General features: G+C 64.7%; 17 protein-coding genes and 1 riboswitch. Of the genes, 5 read left to right on the top strand and 12 right to left on the bottom strand.

The window, feature by feature from the left end:
• Positions 1-927, bottom strand: coding sequence for a histone deacetylase family protein (locus tag ACVMIM_RS14350; RefSeq protein ID WP_476112681.1), 927 nt, complete (start codon positions 925-927; stop codon positions 1-3).
• Positions 928-1,044: 117 nt separating this feature from the next.
• A riboswitch (cobalamin riboswitch) is annotated at positions 1,045-1,223 on the top strand.
• Positions 1,224-1,265: 42 nt separating this feature from the next.
• Between ACVMIM_RS14350 and bluB the strand changes: the two genes are divergently transcribed.
• Positions 1,266-1,997: a 5,6-dimethylbenzimidazole synthase gene (gene bluB / locus ACVMIM_RS14345; protein WP_476112679.1), complete on the top strand. Its 732-nt coding sequence runs from the start codon at positions 1,266-1,268 to the stop codon at positions 1,995-1,997.
• A gap of 12 nt (positions 1,998-2,009) precedes the next feature.
• Here the strand turns inward: bluB and ACVMIM_RS14340 are convergent, their stop codons facing one another.
• Together ACVMIM_RS14340 and ACVMIM_RS14335 are read right to left on the bottom strand one after the other, a co-directional pair.
• The gene (locus ACVMIM_RS14340) at positions 2,010-2,990 is read right to left on the bottom strand and encodes a hypothetical protein (protein ID WP_476112677.1); all 981 of its coding nucleotides are present in this window, start codon (positions 2,988-2,990) and stop codon (positions 2,010-2,012) included.
• Between the two features lie 131 nt (positions 2,991-3,121).
• On the bottom strand, positions 3,122-3,715 hold the full coding sequence (locus ACVMIM_RS14335) for a TetR/AcrR family transcriptional regulator (RefSeq protein ID WP_476112675.1): 594 nt from the start codon (positions 3,713-3,715) through the stop codon (positions 3,122-3,124).
• Between the two features lie 120 nt (positions 3,716-3,835).
• Here ACVMIM_RS14335 and ACVMIM_RS14330 point away from each other — a divergent pair, with 120 nt between their 5' ends.
• Complete coding sequence (locus ACVMIM_RS14330; protein WP_476112673.1) at positions 3,836-5,056, top strand: MFS transporter; 1,221 nt, start codon at positions 3,836-3,838, stop codon at positions 5,054-5,056.
• Positions 5,057-5,084: 28 nt separating this feature from the next.
• On the opposite strand, the gene ACVMIM_RS14325 is transcribed toward ACVMIM_RS14330, so the two are convergent.
• The 3 genes from ACVMIM_RS14325 to aroC form a co-directional block, all read right to left on the bottom strand.
• Positions 5,085-5,621, bottom strand: coding sequence for a GNAT family N-acetyltransferase (locus ACVMIM_RS14325; protein WP_476112671.1), 537 nt, complete (start codon positions 5,619-5,621; stop codon positions 5,085-5,087).
• A 32-nt stretch (positions 5,622-5,653) separates the two neighbouring features.
• Positions 5,654-6,754, bottom strand: coding sequence for a 3,4-dihydroxy-2-butanone-4-phosphate synthase (gene ribB, locus ACVMIM_RS14320; protein ID WP_041002434.1), 1,101 nt, complete (start codon positions 6,752-6,754; stop codon positions 5,654-5,656).
• Positions 6,755-6,834: 80 nt separating this feature from the next.
• Positions 6,835-7,950, bottom strand: a complete 1,116-nt coding sequence (gene aroC / locus ACVMIM_RS14315; protein WP_476112669.1) for a chorismate synthase — start codon at positions 7,948-7,950, stop codon at positions 6,835-6,837.
• Positions 7,951-8,156: 206 nt separating this feature from the next.
• Between aroC and ACVMIM_RS14310 the strand changes: the two genes are divergently transcribed.
• The gene (locus tag ACVMIM_RS14310) at positions 8,157-8,420 is read left to right on the top strand and encodes a DUF1344 domain-containing protein (protein WP_041002438.1); all 264 of its coding nucleotides are present in this window, start codon (positions 8,157-8,159) and stop codon (positions 8,418-8,420) included.
• Positions 8,421-8,554: 134 nt separating this feature from the next.
• On the opposite strand, the gene ACVMIM_RS14305 is transcribed toward ACVMIM_RS14310, so the two are convergent.
• The 4 genes from ACVMIM_RS14305 to ACVMIM_RS14290 all read right to left on the bottom strand — a co-directional run bounded on the left by ACVMIM_RS14305 (position 8,555) and on the right by ACVMIM_RS14290 (position 11,627).
• Positions 8,555-9,142, bottom strand: coding sequence for a histidine phosphatase family protein (locus tag ACVMIM_RS14305; protein WP_476112667.1), 588 nt, complete (start codon positions 9,140-9,142; stop codon positions 8,555-8,557).
• A gap of 55 nt (positions 9,143-9,197) precedes the next feature.
• The gene (gene fabI / locus ACVMIM_RS14300) at positions 9,198-10,016 is read right to left on the bottom strand and encodes an enoyl-ACP reductase FabI (RefSeq protein ID WP_476112666.1); all 819 of its coding nucleotides are present in this window, start codon (positions 10,014-10,016) and stop codon (positions 9,198-9,200) included.
• Between the two features lie 108 nt (positions 10,017-10,124).
• Complete coding sequence (locus ACVMIM_RS14295; RefSeq protein ID WP_041002444.1) at positions 10,125-11,048, bottom strand: DnaJ C-terminal domain-containing protein; 924 nt, start codon at positions 11,046-11,048, stop codon at positions 10,125-10,127.
• 114 nt (positions 11,049-11,162) lie between these two features.
• A complete protein-coding gene (locus tag ACVMIM_RS14290) occupies positions 11,163-11,627 on the bottom strand; it encodes an RT0821/Lpp0805 family surface protein (RefSeq protein ID WP_476112664.1) in 465 nt (154 codons plus the stop codon).
• Here ACVMIM_RS14290 and pdxH point away from each other — a divergent pair.
• Positions 11,557-12,285 carry a pyridoxamine 5'-phosphate oxidase gene (pdxH, locus tag ACVMIM_RS14285; RefSeq protein ID WP_476117223.1) on the top strand — a complete coding sequence of 243 codons (729 nt, stop codon included), beginning with the start codon at positions 11,557-11,559 and terminating at the stop codon, positions 12,283-12,285. The genes ACVMIM_RS14290 and pdxH overlap by 71 nt on opposite strands.
• Positions 12,286-12,302: 17 nt before the next feature.
• Here pdxH and ACVMIM_RS14280 read toward each other — a convergent pair whose 3' ends face one another.
• Positions 12,303-13,337 (bottom strand): LacI family DNA-binding transcriptional regulator, encoded by a 1,035-nt coding sequence (locus ACVMIM_RS14280; protein WP_476112662.1) that lies wholly within the window; start codon positions 13,335-13,337, stop codon positions 12,303-12,305.
• A 95-nt stretch (positions 13,338-13,432) separates the two neighbouring features.
• Between ACVMIM_RS14280 and ACVMIM_RS14275 the strand changes: the two genes are divergently transcribed.
• Entirely contained in the window at positions 13,433-14,626 is a 1,194-nt protein-coding gene (locus tag ACVMIM_RS14275) for a phytanoyl-CoA dioxygenase family protein (RefSeq protein WP_476112660.1), read from the top strand.
• A 50-nt stretch (positions 14,627-14,676) separates the two neighbouring features.
• On the opposite strand, the gene ACVMIM_RS14270 is transcribed toward ACVMIM_RS14275, so the two are convergent.
• Positions 14,677-15,429: a crotonase/enoyl-CoA hydratase family protein gene (locus tag ACVMIM_RS14270; RefSeq protein ID WP_476112658.1), complete on the bottom strand. Its 753-nt coding sequence runs from the start codon at positions 15,427-15,429 to the stop codon at positions 14,677-14,679.
• Between the last annotated feature and the right edge of the window lie 26 nt (positions 15,430-15,455).

Raw genomic sequence — 15,455 nt, 5'->3', positions numbered from 1 at the left:
CTATCCCTTCATCAGCCGCCCGACATGGGCGGCGACTGAAAATGCCAGTCCCTGCAGATCGTAGCCGCCTTCCAGCAGGCTGACGAGCCTATTGGCGCTGAGGCGGGCGGCGCGCTCCATCAGTTGGCCGGTCGCCCAGTCGAAATCGTCCTCGGTCAGGTTGATCTCGGCCAGCGGATCGCGGTGGTGCGCGTCGAAGCCGGCGGAAATGATGATCAGGTCGGGCGCGAACGCGTCGATCGACGGCAGCACGCGCGACAGGAAGGCGTCGCGGAACAGGTCGCTGCCGGTCTGGGGCGCGAGCGGCGCGTTGACGATGTTGCCGGCGCCGGTCTCGCTCTTCGCGCCAGTGCCCGGGTAAAGCGGCATCTGGTGCGTCGAGCAATAGAGCACCGACGGATCGTCCCAGAAGATGTCCTGCGTGCCGTTGCCGTGATGGACGTCCCAGTCGACGATGGCGACGCGCTCGGCGTGGTGCTTCTTCTGCGCGTAACGGGCGGCGATGGCCGCCGTGTTGAACAGACAGAAACCCATCGGCGTGGTCTTTTCAGCATGATGGCCCGGCGGGCGGGCGGCGACGAAGACATTGGCGGCACGGCCCTCGAAGACATCGTCGACGGCAGCGTTGGCCGCGCCGATCGCCGTCACCACGGCCTGCCAGCTTTTGGGGCTGGCGCTGGTATCGGCATCGATCGAGACGATGCCGCTCTCAGGAATCGCCGCGCGCACACGCTCGACGAAGTTCTCGGGGTGCGCGTAAAGGATCGTCGCCTCGTCGCCCTCGGGCGCCTTGACGCGCTCGAGCGCCGAAAACGCCTCGTCGTCGAGCACGCGCTCGATGGCGCGCAGGCGGTCGGGCCGCTCGGGGTGGCCGGGCGGCGTGAGGTGTTCGAGGAAGATCGGGTGCGTGTAGAGACGGGTGGCCATGGCGCCTAATCTAGGCACCCGCGGCGTGGATGACCATGTTTGAAAAGCCGAATGGCTGGGGAAAATTGCGTCAGCCCGTGTGTCGCTGGCGCCATTGGCGCAGCCCAGGCTTCGCGGTAAGGTCATCCCGCTGCCTGGTGCCCGCGACGCGGGAGAATCGGGAACACGGTTGAACTCCGTGGCGTGCCCAACGCTGTGAGGGGGACCGCGCCGGCAAACGCCACTGTCTCAGACGGGAAGGCGCCGGAGCGGGACGATCCCGAGCCAGAAGACCGGCCCGGCAGACATGGTCGCCCGCTTGGTCAGGCGGGTGACTGCTTGTCGCAAGGGGAAAAGCGATGACGGCAGCAGCGATCGCCGCGAGCGGCGACGACTTTGACCAATTGGCGCGCGACGCGGTCTACCGGGCGATATTCACCAGGCGTGACGTGCGCAGCCATTTTGTCCCCGACGATCTCGACGACCATGTGCTGGCGCGCCTGCTCACCGCCGCGCACCATGCGCCATCGGTCGGCTATATGCAGCCGTGGAATTTCATCGTCATCCGCGACATGGCAAGGCGGCGGCAGGTGTGCGACCTGTTCCTCGCCGCGCGCGAGCAGGAACTGCCGGCGATCGAGGCGGAGCGGCAGGCGCTGTACCGCAAGCTGAAGCTTGAAGGCATCTGCGAAAGCGCGCTTAACCTCTGCATCACCTGCGACCGGCAGCGCTCGAAGGACTCGCCGCTCGGGCGCTGGCACAATCCGGAGATGGATCTCTATAGCACCGTATGCGCGGTGCAGAATTTCTGGCTGGCGGCACGCGCCGAGGATGTCGGCGTCGGCTGGGTGAGCATCATCGAGACGGAGGCGCTGAAGCGGCTGTTGTCGATCCCCGAGCATGTCACGCCGATCGCCTATCTGTGCGTCGGCCGCGTCTCGCAATTCGCGCCGAAGCCGGACCTCGAGGCGCATGGTTGGGGCAAGCGCCTGCCGCTGCCCGAACTGGTCATGAGCGAGACTTTCAGCGGCGCAGGCGAGGCGCCGCTGAAATCGGCGATCGCAAGGCTTGGCGGCGCGCCGAAGCTCTGATCAGGCCGCCGATCAAGCGGCCCGGGGCGTATCCCAGCGCGAGCCGCCGAAGGAGCCCAGCGCCTTGTCGCGCAGTTCCCTGAATTTGGACGAGGCCTCGGCGAGCCGGCGGTCCCATTCTGGATTCGGCGCCTGCCCCTCGATCGCCTCAAAATAGACCTGCATCAAGGACGCGATTGCAAAAGGCTCGATGAAGGCGGCCTTGAAGGCCCAGGCAAAGACGATGGCAAGCACGAAGGCCCAGCCGGCCAATTGTCCGGGCATGACCCAGAGGATCGCGGCGGCGGGCGCCAACATCAACAGGAAGATGACGAAGGACACGCCCCACATGATCACCGCCAGCCAGACGGCATTCTTGACCATGTGCTTGCCGTTCTGCGCATAGAGCACGACGCCTTGCCGCGCCGTCTCGAAAGGCGAGTTCGAATTGATGCGGATGTTGTAGCCGAGAATGATCTCGTCGACATAGGTCAGCGAGATGCGGATGACGGTGTTGATGAAGCTGACCAGCCCGCTCAAACCCGGAATGGGCAGGAAGGCGGCGATGCCGCCGATCAGGCCGGTGATGGCGCGGACGGCTCCCTTGACGATCTGGTCGACGACGAAAAGAATATTGGCCTCGGCGAAGCGCTGGGTGACCACTTCCTTCGCATAGGCTATCTGGCCCTGGCCGTCGGGAACGTCATGGCCGTCGATCAGATGCACCATGACGGCGATATGGCCCGCTTTCAGCACATAGAGGATGTATTCGCGGATCCAGTAGACGGCGATCGAGACGATGCCGAAGCCGACCACGCCGCCCCAAAGTGCGAAGGACATTGGTCCGTCGGGATCGGTCGAGATGTGGCCGACGCCGTAGCCGACGCTGGCGCCCGTGCCGGTCGCCATGATGTAGGCAATCGTGATGCCGAAATAGACGATCATGCGTAAGACGATGAACGGCCATGTCCGCATCATGATGGACACCGACCGGCCGATGCTGAAATCCCACATGGCCCCGACTCTCCCACCCTTAGAGGATGGCCGGGGAGGATGCGCCTGTCCCGGCGATTGTCAATCACGGCAGGGTTGCGTTGGCCCGAAACCGGTGCACAACGTGGTGACTTGGTTACCCGAGGGTGGCCTCAAAACTTTTTTCGCAAGCCCTCGAGCAGCTGCTTGAAGGCCGCGATCGCCTTCTTCGACGTGGCTTCGGGATCCTTGGAATTGGCGATGCGCTGCGCGGCCTGGCTGCTGGCGCCATTGATCAGCCGCGAGGCCGTCTCGGGATCGACGTCGGCGACGACCACGCCCTCTTCCTGCAGCCTGGTCAGATGCTCGGTCATCGAGGCGGTGCATGCATTGGCGTTCGGCCACTGCGCCGGGTCTCCGAGCACCGCCGGGCCGTCACGGAACATGATGCGCTGGATTTCCGGCTCGAGCGCCATCTCGATATAGGTGGTGCATTCGTCGACGAAACGCTGCCAGCGGGTCGGCGCTTTCGACGCAACCTCGTTCACCCGCAGCGCCATCTCGCGGTCGATCTCGGCGATCACCGCCTGCAGCAGCCCCTTCTTGTCGCCGAAATGATGGTAGAGCGCGCCGCGCGTCAGGCCGGCCGAGGCGGTGAAATCGTCCATCGAGGCCTCGGCATAGCCGATCGTGCCGAAGGCGTGGCGGGCAGCCGCGATCAGCTTGGCACGCGTCTCGGCAATCATCTCCTTACGCGGTTTGTGCATGGCTCTGGACCTATTCACATACGTCTCGTATGCCGATTGACATACGCGACGTATGAATTATCTGACATTCATACGCTTCGTATGTAATTGTGGTATACACCCTTGTCGAGGAGCAGGATCATGCGAAACCCCTATGCAGAAATCTTCCGGGCTCCCGGCACAAAAGGCTTCGCCGTGGCCGCCTTCATCGCGCGCTTGCCGATCGCCATGGCGCCGATCGGCATCGTGGCGATGCTGTCGCAGACGCATGGCGAATATTGGCTCGCCGGCGCGGTCTCCGCGACCTATGCGCTGGTCAATGCTTTCCTGTCGCCGCAGGTATCGCGGCTGGTCGACCGGCGCGGCCAGACGGCGATTGCCGCGCCGACGACGCTGGTTTCCGTGCTTGCCTTCGCGGCATTGATCGTCGCGGCCAACCAGCACTGGTCGGCATGGACCTTGTTCCTGTCCGCCCTGCTTGCCGCCGCCATGCCCAGCATTCCGGCGCTGGTCAGAGCGCGCTGGACGGAGATCTTCCGCGACCGGCCGGAGCTCAACACGGCCTTCGCCTTCGAATCGGCCGCGGACGAACTGGTCTATGTCGCCGGCGCCTCGCTGTCGGTGGGCCTGAGTGCGGCGCTGTTCCCGGAAGCCGGCATGGTGGTCAGCACATTGCTGCTTGCGCTCGGCTCCGCGGCATTCCTTTTGCAGCGCTCGTCCGAACCGCCAGTCCGCCCCACCGAGCAGGGCGTGGCCGGTTCGGCGATCCGCCTGCGACCGGTGCAGATCATCACCTTCGCGCTGATCTTCGTCGGCGCGACCTTCGCCACCACGGAAGTCACCACGGTCGCCATCACCAAGGCGCTCGGCCAGCCGGAGGCGGCAAGCCTGGTCATCGGCGTCTATGCCCTTGGATCCTTCGTGCTCGGCATCATCGTCGGCGCGCTCAGCCTCAAGGCGCCGCTGCAGCGGCAACTGGCGGCTGCGGTCACCGTGATCGCGCTCACCACCTTGCCGCTGCTTTTTGCCGACACGGTGCCGACGCTGGCGCTCGCGGTCTTCGTCAGCGGCGTCGCGATCTCGCCGACCTTCATCACCGCTTTCGGCCTGATCGAACGCCACGTGCCGGCCGCAATGCTCACCGAAGGCGTCACCTGGGTGACGACCGGCATCGGGATCGGCATGGCGCTGGGCTCCTTCGCCGCCGGCTGGATGGTCGACACTTTCGGTCCGCAGAACGGGTTCTGGGTATCGGTGGCGTCCGGCGCGATCGCATTGGCGACCGTGCTTGCGGGCCAATGCCGGCTGGCAACAAACGATTGCGCCGTGGATCGCGACGAAGCGGTCGCCCCGGCGGAATGATCGAACATGCCCGGCGAAGCGCCGGGCGTCAGGCCTGTTGTCGCCCCGGATAGCTCGCCGCCGTGACGACGAAGAGCCCCGTCGGCGCGCCATGCAGCACCACGTCATTTTCGAAGGTGAAGCCGCATTTCTCCAGCACACGGCGCGAGGCCGGATTTGCGGGCCGCGCCAAAGCGATCACGCGTTTCGTCTCCAAGGTTACGAATGCCGCGCGCAACGCTTCCATGACCACTTCGCTGGCATAGCCGCGCCCCCAACTGTTGGGATGGAGGTGATACGAAAGGTTCAGGCCTTGGAATTCGTTCGAGACGGTGACGCCGCCGAAGCCGATCAGTCCGCCATCCGCCTCGACCGCCCAGCGGCCGAAACCGTGCCCGTCCCAGTGATCGATATCGCGGGAAAGCCGAGCGGCGCTCTGCTGCGGCGAGTCGGGTGTCGGATCGGGGCGATGCGCGACCAGCTCGGGCCGGGAAAACAGATCGGCCAGAAAGTCGAGATCAGTCTGCCGCGGCTTTCGCAACAGCAATCGTTCGGTCCGCTGGCTGGGAGGTAGCGGCCCACTCATCCTCTGTTCTCCGGCGAGTTTCGATCAGCCCGTCAGAGAATTTCTGTTTTGGCGATATGGATGCCGAACCCTTCGAGGCCGACATAGTGGCGCTCGCGCGAGGCGATCAGGTTGATCGAGGAAATGCCGAGATCCCTGAGGATCTGGGCCCCAAGGCCGATCTCGCGCCACTCGTTCTCGCGGCGGCGCGCTTCCTCATGATCCTCGTGGTCACCGCTCTGCGGCCGCTTGCGTTCCTGATGGGCGACGCCGACCGAACCCTCGCGCAGATAGACGATGACGCCGCGCTTGCGCTCGCCCATCGCCTTCATGATGCCGTCGAGCCGATGGCTGGTGCCGAAGACGTCGGTGACGACGTCTTCCGAATGCAGGCGCACCGGCACCTCCTCGCCGTCGCGGATGTCGCCGAAGACGACCGCGAGGTGGTGCATGGAATCCCAGGGCAGCGTGTAGGTGAAGGCCTGCGCCTTGCCGCCGGGCGTGTCGATGTCGGAGCAGGCGACGCGCTCGACCAGCGTTTCCTTGCGCTGGCGGTACGCGATGAGGTCGGCGACCGAGACCTGCTTCAGCCCATGTTCCTCGGCGAAAGCCTGCACTTCCGGCCCGCGCTTGACCGTGCCGTCGTCGTTGACCAGTTCGGAGATGACGCCGACCGGCGGCAGGCCGGCAAGCTTGCAGAGATCGACCGCGGCCTCGGTGTGGCCGGAGCGCATCAAGACGCCGCCTTCGCGCGCGATCAGCGGGAAGATGTGGCCGGGCCGCACGAAATCCGACGGGCCGACATTGCCGTTGGCGAGGTTGCGAACGGTGAGCGTGCGGTCGTCGGCGGAAATGCCGGTCGTGGTGCCATGCTTGAAGTCGACGCTGACGGTGAAGGCAGTGGTGTGGGCGGAATCATTGTCCGCCACCATCGGCGCGAGGTTCAGGCGCCTGGCATCCTCGCGCAGCATCGGCGTGCAGACGATGCCGGAGGTGTTGCGCACGATGAAGGCCATCTTCTCCGGCGTGCAATGCACGGCGGCGACGATCAGGTCGCCCTCGTTCTCGCGCCCGTCATCGTCCATGACGACGACGATCTCGCCGCGCTCGAAGGCGCGGATCGCTTCGACGATCTTCTTCTGGTCGTAAGGCATGGGCGCGCTCGCTTTGCTCGCAGGAATTAGGCAGTAGGCAGTAGGAGAGAAGAAAACGGCTGTGTCGGGCGGCCTACTGCCTAATCCCTACTGCCTACTGCCTTCCCCGTCTGTCCTCTGTGCCGCAGATAATGATCGGCGATCGCACAGGCAACCATGGCCTCGCCGATCGGGACGGCGCGGATGCCGACGCACGGGTCGTGGCGGCCCTTGGTCATCACTTCGACATCCTTGCCGTCCTTGTCGATCGACTGGCGCGGGGTCAGGATCGAGGAGGTCGGCTTGACGGCAAAGCGGGCGACGATCGGCTGTCCGGTCGAGATGCCGCCGAGGATGCCGCCGGCATTGTTGGACAGGAATACCGGCTTGCCGTCATTGCCCATGCGCATCTCATCGGCGTTCTGTTCGCCGGTGATGCGGGCCGCCTCGAAGCCGTTGCCGATCTCGACGCCCTTGACGGCGTTGATCGACATCAGGCCCGAGGCGATATCCTGGTCGAGCTTGGCGTAGATCGGCGCGCCGAGGCCTGCCGGCACGCCGTCGGCGACGATCTCGATCACCGCGCCGACCGAGGAGCCGGCCTTGCGGATGCCGTCGAGATAGGCGGTGAAGACCGGAACGGAAGCCGGATCGGGGGTGAAGAACGGGTTTTCGGCGTCGCCGACGAAATTCCAGTTCCAGTTGGTGCGGTCGATCGATTTCTCGCCCATCGAGACCAGCGCGCCACGCACCGTCAGGCCGGGCACAACCTTACGCGCCAACGCGCCGGCCGCCACACGTGCCGCCGTCTCGCGCGCCGAGGAGCGGCCGCCGCCGCGATGGTCGCGCACGCCGTATTTGACGTCATAGGTGTAGTCGGCATGGCCCGGCCGGTACTGGCGGGCGATCTCGCCGTAATCCTTGGAACGCTGGTCGACATTCTCGATCAGCATCGACACCGGCGTACCGGTGGTGATCATCGTCTCGCCGTCCTCGTCGAGGATGAAGCCGGACAGGATCTTGACCTCGTCGGGCTCGCGGCGCTGGGTGACGAAGCGCGACTGTCCGGGGCGGCGGCGGTCGAGCTCGGCCTGGATGTCCTCGCGCCTGAAGCGGATGCCGGGCGGGCAGCCGTCGACGACGCAGCCGAGCGCGGCGCCGTGACTTTCACCCCAGGTGGTGACGCGGAAGAGATGGCCGAAGGTGTTGTGCGACATGCGAATACGCCCTGCCCCGGTGAGGGAACCCGGTTTAAGGCTGCCTTCTATTGGCGTTTTCCACAGTGGTCAAACGGTGATCGGATGCATCAAACTGTGATCTGGCGGATTTAGTTTTGACACATTCGGTTGGTTTCTGCTCTCCTCCCAACCGCCGTTGAGGACCCGCCGCTGACGAACCGGCGCAATGACCAAAGAGGACGACGATGCGTACCCTGATTGGCGCCGCCTGCGCCATGCTGCTGATTTCCACCGCTGCCGCGTTCGCCGGCCAGACCGAAGGCCTGATCAAGAAGGTCGACAAGGACACGCTGACGCTGACGCTGGACGACGGCAAGGCCTACAAGCTCAACGCCGAGACCGATATCGACTCGCTGAAGCCCGGCATGGACATCGTCATCGCCTATGACGTGACCAATGGCGAGAATGTCGTGACGGACATGCAGTTGCCCGACAGCGACCAAAATTAATTCAGGTGAGGCCGGCCTGCGAAAGGCGGCTTCCTGCGCTTCCGGTGCTCACGTACTGAAGTACGCTCCGCTCCGGTTCTCGGAATCCACCTTTCTCGACTCGGCCTGACCTGAATTTGCCACGCCGCAATTTGTTACAACCACTCCAAACTCCGGCCCTCCAGCCGCAGCAGCCGGTCCTGCGGGACGTCGAGGCTGGCGGCCTCCTGCTTGGAAATGCCGGTGACGAGGCGGAAGAAGCAGCGGATGACGCCGCCATGGGTGACGCAGACGGCCGGCTGGCGCAGCGCGTCGAACCACGGCTTTATCCGCTCGAGCAGCATTTCGTAGCTTTCGGCGCCCTCGCCGGGCGGCTGGAAATCCCACTTGGCATGGCGGCGGCCGTCGGTTGAACCGGGGGCACGTTCCTCGAGCTCGGCGAAGGTGAAGCCCTGCCAATCGCCGAAACTTATCTCCACCAGGCGCGCATCGGTTCGGTAGGCGAAAGGGTCAAGCCCTATCGCCTCGCGCATCAGCTCCATCGTCTCGCGCGTGCGCCGCATCGGGCTGGCGACAAAATCGAAACCGTCGGCCTTGCCGATGAGTTCGGCCAGCCGTCGGCCGTTGCGCCTCGCCTGCTCGCGGCCAAACGCATTCATGTCCGTGTCGGCCTGGCCCTGCAGGCGATGCTCGGCATTCCACTCGGTCTGGCCGTGGCGCGCGATGTAGACGAGCGGGTACATCAGATCTTCCGGAGGTCGGGCGAGGGCCTGGACGGAGGATAGGCGGAGGAGAGGACTATTCCTTGACGGTCGAGATATCCGGCGCGTCGACGGCTTTCATGCCGACGACATGATAGCCGGAATCGACGTGATGGACCTCGCCGGTCACGCCGCGCGACAGGTCCGACAGGAAGTAGACACCGGAATCGCCGACCTCTTCCTGGGTGACCGTCTGCTTCAGCGGCGCGTTGTACTCGTTCCATTTCAGGATGTAGCGGAAGTCGCCGATGCCGGAGGCGGCGAGCGTCTTGATCGGGCCGGCGGAGATCGCGTTGACGCGGATCTTCCTGGCGCCGAGGTCGACGGCCAGATAGCGCACGCTGGCCTCGAGCGCCGCCTTGGCGACCCCCATGACGTTGTAATGCGGCATCACCTTCTCGGCACCGTAATAGGTCAGCGTCAACAGCGAGCCGCCTTCGCTCATCAGCGGCTCGGCGCGCTTGGCGATGGTGGTGAAGGAAAACACCGAGATGTCCATGGTGCGCAGGAAATTGTCGCGCGTCGTCTCGACATAACGGCCGGTGAGTTCGTCCTTGTCGGAGAAGGCGATCGCATGGACGAGGAAGTCGAGCTTGCCCCAGTGCCTGGCAATATCGGCGAAAACGGCGTCGAGGCTTTCCGGATCGGTCACGTCGCAATGGCCCGCGACATGCGCGTTGAGCTCCGCCGCGAGAGGCTCGACGCGCTTCTTGAAGGCCTCGCCCTGATAGGTCAGGGCGATTTCGGCGCCGTGATCGACGCAAGCCTTGGCGATGCCGAAAGCGATCGACCGATTGTTGGCGACACCCAGGATCAGGCCCCGCTTACCGGCCATCAGGCCCTGTCCACCTGCCATGTGCAAGCTCTCCGCAAGAGTATCTGCTTTGTGGAGAGCCCTATCGCACAGGCACAAAGCCCCTTCAAGCGCCCAAAAGACACTGTAACAGGAACAAAATTCCCGCAATCAGCCTTTTCGGCGGCGCATCAGGGCCTCAAGCTCGGCATCGCCGCCTTCCGGCAGCATCAACCGCACATGGGCATAGAGATCGCCATGGCCGCCGGCCTTTTCCGGCAGGCCCCTGCCCTTGATCCGCAGTACCTTGTCAGAGCTCGACCATGCCGGAACGTTGACCGCGAGCTTGCCGGTCGGCGTCTCGACCGCCACCTTGGCGCCGAGCACGGCATCGGCCAGATCGACGGGCAGATCGACATGCAGGTCGCGCCCTTCGATGCGATAGCGCGGATGGCGGCGGATATGGATCTTGACCAGCGCGTCGCCCGGCTGGCCCGGACCCTGCTCGCCCTGGCCCTTCAGGCGGATCGTCTGGCCGTCTTCGACATAGGCCGGCAGCTTGACCGCCACCTTGCGGCCGTCGGGGAACATCGCCGTCACCTTATCAGCGGTGGCCGCCTCCTCGACGCTAATGTCCATGGTGACGTTGAGATCGGCCGCCTGGATCGGCTGGCGGCGGTCGCCCCGGCCGCCGCGGGCGCCGGAAAAGGCTTCGCCGAAGATCTGGCTGAAGATGTCGCTGTTGCCGTCGAACGGATCGCCGCCCGGACGCCCGGTGCGGAATTCGAAATGCGCGCCGCCCGGGCCCTGCTGACGGCGGAAACCCGCGAACGGGTCGCCACCGGCCGCGCCCTCGAAACCCTGGAATTTCGGCTTGCCGTCGGCGTCGATCTCGCCGCGATCATAGGCGGCGCGCGTCTTCTCGTCGCCGACGATCTCGTAAGCCTGGTTGGCGGCGGCAAAACGGTCCTTCGCCTTGGGATCATTCGGATTCTGGTCCGGATGATATTTCTTGGCGAGCTTGCGGTAAGCCGATTTTATGTCCTTGGCCGATGCGTTCTTGGCAACGCCCAGCACCTCATAGGGGTCGCGCATGCTTCCTGCCTGCAAGAGAGAATGGATTGTGGTCGCCCCCTATATGCGCTCCCATAGGAAGAAATTCCAGTAGCGCAAGGGCAATTAGCGCCCGAAATTCAAAGCGTCTTGAATTCAGAGCGCCTTGAATTCCTGCATGCGCCAGCCGCCGGCGCCGGCGAGGCAGAGCTCGCCCTTGTAGAGGGCAACGCCGTCGAAGCTCTCGCGCGTGGCGCTGAAACGGCGGCAGGTCAGGCCGCCATCCTTCAGTTCCACCAGTTCGGTGATCGCGCCGCGCGAGCCGGTGCCGGCATTGGCCCATGGCACCGGCTGGCCGCCGAGTTCCTTGATGTCGGCCGAGGAAACGGCGTTGCCGATGGTGGTCTGGTCGGAGTCCTTGTCGGCGGTCGCCGGAGCGGCAGGCGAGGAGGGCGTGCTGGAGGTGACGATCGAGCGGTCGACATCGATCTTTTCCAGGCTGAAGCCGCCGGCGCCGCAGCCGGCAAGGGAAAGGGCCGCCGTCACGACCATAGCCTTGACGCTGGCCGAAGCGATAACGCTCCGTTGCCTGCTGTCAAAAGCTTGCGCGATACGCAACAATCGGCGAACTCCTCCCGCAACGGTAAAAATTCGGAAAACTATGAACGAAACTGAGTTAACAAGCGGTGACTTCACCGATGCCGGGGAGCCGTTCCGGCTCTTTGCCGCATGGCTGGAGGATGCCGGCAAAAGCGAGCCCAACGATCCCAACGGCGTGGCGCTGGCGACCGTCGACGCCGACGGCATGCCGGATGTACGGATGGTGCTGCTCAAAGGGTTCGACGAAAAGGGGTTTGTCTTCTACACGAATTTCGAGAGCGCCAAGGGCCGAGAGATTCTTGGCAGCATGAAGGCGGCGATGTGCTTCCACTGGAAATCGCTGCGCCGCCAGGTGCGGGTGCGCGGGCCGGTGGAGATCGTCAGCGACGCGGAGGCCGACGCCTATTATGCGACGAGGCCGCGCGGCAGCCGCATCGGCGCCTGGGCCTCGAAGCAATCGCGGCCGCTGGAGAGCCGCTTCGCGCTGGAGAAGGCGGTGGCGGAGTACACGGCGCGCTACGCCATCGGCGACATCCCGCGGCCGAAATACTGGTCGGGCTTCCGCATCCTGCCGCAGACGATCGAGTTCTGGCACGACAGGCCTTTCCGGCTGCATGACCGCGTTGTCTTTTCACGCAACGCCGAGGGCGGATGGGATAAGACGCGGCTCTATCCCTGAGGTAACGCAGCGCTGCCCTAGAGCCTTGCCGCCGTCTGCGGCAGGTTAAAAGGAGTGATGACCTGGATGTTGGCCATGCCGGAGACAGGCGATTTCGGCAGCAATCCGTGGGCGCGCATGATGTGCAGGCATGCGTTTCGCATGTCCTGGCCAAGATCGTGATGCAGCACGGCGCTGATGCGGCCGGCGCGCAGGAGTTCGAGATTGTCGGCGTCGAGGTCGTGACCAACGAAAGCGCGGCAGGGGCGGCCGAGCGAGGCGAAAGCATCGACGACTGCCCGGTTGCCGCCTCCTATCGAATAGACGCCGGCAATGTCGGCATGCTCCCGCAAGGCCGCCCGCGCGAGCATACCGGTGTTGCGGTCGAGGCCGTGGCCTTCGCTGACCTCGACGATGCCAAGCGCAGGATAGCGTTCGCGAAGCGCTTGCCTGAAGCCCATCTCGCGCTCTTCCTCGCCGCGGAAACGGTTGCTTCTGATGGTCACGAGAATGCGTGCCGGACCGTCGCCGAGCCATTCGCCGAGAAGATAGGCCGCAGTCTCGCCGGCCGCCCGGTTGTCCATGCCGACATAGGCCGAGCGGCCGGTATCGGGAAGATCCGTCACCAGCGCGACGACGGGAACCCCGGCGCCGACGAGCCGTGCGGTCGCGCCCCTCACCTCCGCGACATCGGGAGCCTTGAGGAACACGCCGTTGCTCCCGCGGCGCTGCAGCGCTTCGATGATCGCCACCGTATCGCCTACTCCGCGCGTCTCCGCGAAATGATACCGGGCACGAAATATCACCGGCTGCAGCGACGGCATCGCCTGTTCCAAGCCCCGACGAACCGCCTCGCTGAAGCGCGACGGAGCCTCCATGACGACATCAAGGACGAATTTGCGGCCGGAAAGGCCGATCTGCTCGCGCTGCTTTTCGAGTTCGCCGATGGCCTGCCTGACGCGGCGGATGGTGTGCTCGCGAACACCCGGCCTTTCGTTGAGGACGCGATCGACGGTCGCGAGGCTGAGCCCAGCCTGGAGGGCGATATCCTTGAGGAGAAAAGAGCGGGACATCTTCTGAGGTGTTTTTAAGGTGTTTCAGAGGCAACGAGCACCCCAGATTGCGGTATACGGCAGCGAGAACCACGACGGCAACAGGAGGATGCGTCATGAAGGCCGACAACCTAGTCAAGATCAGGTCCGAGCGGGTCTGGCTGACGAAAGCTCAGTGCGACATCGAGGGTTTCCGGGCGATCGTCGGGCAAACGACCAATCCTGCCGATTACCCCTTCGCCGCGAGCGTCGAAAAGAACGTTCTGATCTATGACGGCGACGCAGTCCGCAAGGCGGCGACCGATCCCGAGACGCGAAAGGCACTGCTGGCGGAATGGGTCGAGGCGCTGACCGGCGGGCCGGGCGTCGTGGCTTTCAAGAAGGCGTTTGCCGATACGGCGCCGGTCGACATCGCAACAAGGCTGTTCAACGAGATGATCGCCGAGCAGCATGCGACCGGCACCGGTGGCGGCGACCATTTCGCCAAGCCGGGCGCCAATGACCGCATCTGGAATGCGCTCGAAAAATTCTGCCTGCGCGACCCCGAAGCCTTCGCCGCCTATTACGGCAACGACATCATCGCGCTCATCTCGGAAGCCTGGCTCGGTCCGGCCTATCAGATGACGTCGCAGATCAACTCCGTGAACCCCGGCGGCGCGGCGCAATCGGCGCATCGCGATTATCATCTGGGCTTTCAAACGCCCGAAATCATCGAGCGCTATCCCGTGCATGTACACAGCATTTCGCCGGTGCTGACGCTGCAGGGAGCCGTCGCCCATTGCGACATGCCGCTGGAGAGCGGCCCGACGCTCTATCTCCCCTATTCGCAAGCCTATCTGCCGGGCTACCTCGCCACAGGCCTGCCGGAGTTCAGGGCATATTTCGCCAAACATCATGTGCAGCTTGCGCTGGAGAAGGGCGACGCGGCCTTCTTCAACCCGGCCCTGTTCCATGCCGCCGGCAACAACCGATCCGCCGACATCCGCCGCATGGCCAATCTGCTGCAGGTCTCGTCAGCCTATGGCCGCGCGATGGAAAGTGTCGACCGCACGAGGATGTGCCGCACACTCTACCCGGCGATCCAGAGGATGCTGGCCGCGGGCGCGATCTCGAAAGCTGAGGCCGCGAACGCGATCGCGTCGACCGCCGAAGGCTATTCCTTCCCGACCAATCTCGATCGCGATCCACCGATCGGCGGGCTGGCGCCGGAAACGCAGCAGGCGCTGTTTCATCGCGCGCTCGAAGCCGGCTGGACACCGGAGGCTTTCGGCAAGGCGCTGGACGAACAGGCCGTTAAGAAGCTGACGTGATTCGGCCGGCGCCTGCTGCGGCGGGGTACCCTCGCCCGCAGGCTTCTAGTCTATCCCTTCTTACGCGTCATGAAGGCCGTCAGCGCGGCGCGAGCCTCATCAGACTTCAGCCGCTCGCGGAAATGCTCGCTTTCCACCTTGATGCGGGCGACCAATTCGTCGCGCGGCTCGCGCATCAGGTCGCGCGCGATCCTCAGCGCCTGCGGCGGCTTGGCGGCGATGCCGTTGGCGGCAGCTAGCACGGCGCTTTCGAGAGAGTCTTCCGGGACGACCTCATAGATCATACCGGCGGCCTTGGCGCGCTCGGCCGAGAAACCCTCACCGAGGCCGAGCAGCGCGAAGGCGCCCTGCCGTCCGAGGAGCTGCGGCGCGATCAGGCTGGAGCCGGCTTCCGGCACCAGACCGAGGTCGACAAAGGGCGTGCGAAACAGCGTGCGCGGCGTGGCGAAGGTCAGGTCGCAGTGCAAATTGAGCGTGGTGCCGATGCCGACGGCGATGCCGTCGACGCCCGACACCATCGGTTTTTCAGCCTTGGCCAGCGCCATCAGGAAATCCCAGACCTCGTTTCCGCCTTCGCCGCCGGTGGCGATGACCAGGAAATCGGCTAGGTCATTGCCGGAAGAAAAGGCGCCCGGAACGCCGAGGAAGACGTGCACGCGAACCGCCGGATCGGCATCGCCTTCGGCAAGGGCGGCCGACATTTTCGCATACATAGCGCGGGTCAGCGCGTTCTTCTTGTCGGGGCGGTTGATGCGGATGATCTGTACGGCGCCCTGGCGATCGACGAGGATGTGGTCTGTCACGGTTGGCCCTTTGAACGTCAGGATGC

It is taken from the genome of Mesorhizobium sp. USDA 4413 (assembly GCF_056280365.1).
Note: the sequence above shows the minus strand (reverse complement) of the source record. Positions and strands in the feature narration are given on the sequence as shown.

What these genes read in the sequence shown, in the direction of transcription:
- ACVMIM_RS14280 (WP_476112662.1), bottom strand. Translation starts at nt 13,337, where the DNA reads ATGTCCCGCTCTTTTCTCCTCAAGGATATCGCCCTCCAGGCTGGGCTC.
- ribB (WP_041002434.1), bottom strand. Translation starts at nt 6,754, where the DNA reads ATGCCTTACGACCAGAAGAAGATCGTCGAAGCGATCCGCGCCTTCGAG.
- ACVMIM_RS14275 (WP_476112660.1), top strand. Translation starts at nt 13,433, where the DNA reads ATGAAGGCCGACAACCTAGTCAAGATCAGGTCCGAGCGGGTCTGGCTG.
- ACVMIM_RS14310 (WP_041002438.1), top strand. Translation starts at nt 8,157, where the DNA reads ATGCGTACCCTGATTGGCGCCGCCTGCGCCATGCTGCTGATTTCCACC.
- ACVMIM_RS14325 (WP_476112671.1), bottom strand. Translation starts at nt 5,621, where the DNA reads ATGAGTGGGCCGCTACCTCCCAGCCAGCGGACCGAACGATTGCTGTTG.
- ACVMIM_RS14340 (WP_476112677.1), bottom strand. Translation starts at nt 2,990, where the DNA reads ATGTGGGATTTCAGCATCGGCCGGTCGGTGTCCATCATGATGCGGACA.
- aroC (WP_476112669.1), bottom strand. Translation starts at nt 7,950, where the DNA reads ATGTCGCACAACACCTTCGGCCATCTCTTCCGCGTCACCACCTGGGGT.
- fabI (WP_476112666.1), bottom strand. Translation starts at nt 10,016, where the DNA reads ATGGCAGGTGGACAGGGCCTGATGGCCGGTAAGCGGGGCCTGATCCTG.
- ACVMIM_RS14295 (WP_041002444.1), bottom strand. Translation starts at nt 11,048, where the DNA reads ATGCGCGACCCCTATGAGGTGCTGGGCGTTGCCAAGAACGCATCGGCC.
- ACVMIM_RS14330 (WP_476112673.1), top strand. Translation starts at nt 3,836, where the DNA reads ATGCGAAACCCCTATGCAGAAATCTTCCGGGCTCCCGGCACAAAAGGC.
- ACVMIM_RS14335 (WP_476112675.1), bottom strand. Translation starts at nt 3,715, where the DNA reads ATGCACAAACCGCGTAAGGAGATGATTGCCGAGACGCGTGCCAAGCTG.
- ACVMIM_RS14305 (WP_476112667.1), bottom strand. Translation starts at nt 9,142, where the DNA reads ATGTACCCGCTCGTCTACATCGCGCGCCACGGCCAGACCGAGTGGAAT.
- bluB (WP_476112679.1), top strand. Translation starts at nt 1,266, where the DNA reads ATGACGGCAGCAGCGATCGCCGCGAGCGGCGACGACTTTGACCAATTG.
- ACVMIM_RS14350 (WP_476112681.1), bottom strand. Translation starts at nt 927, where the DNA reads ATGGCCACCCGTCTCTACACGCACCCGATCTTCCTCGAACACCTCACG.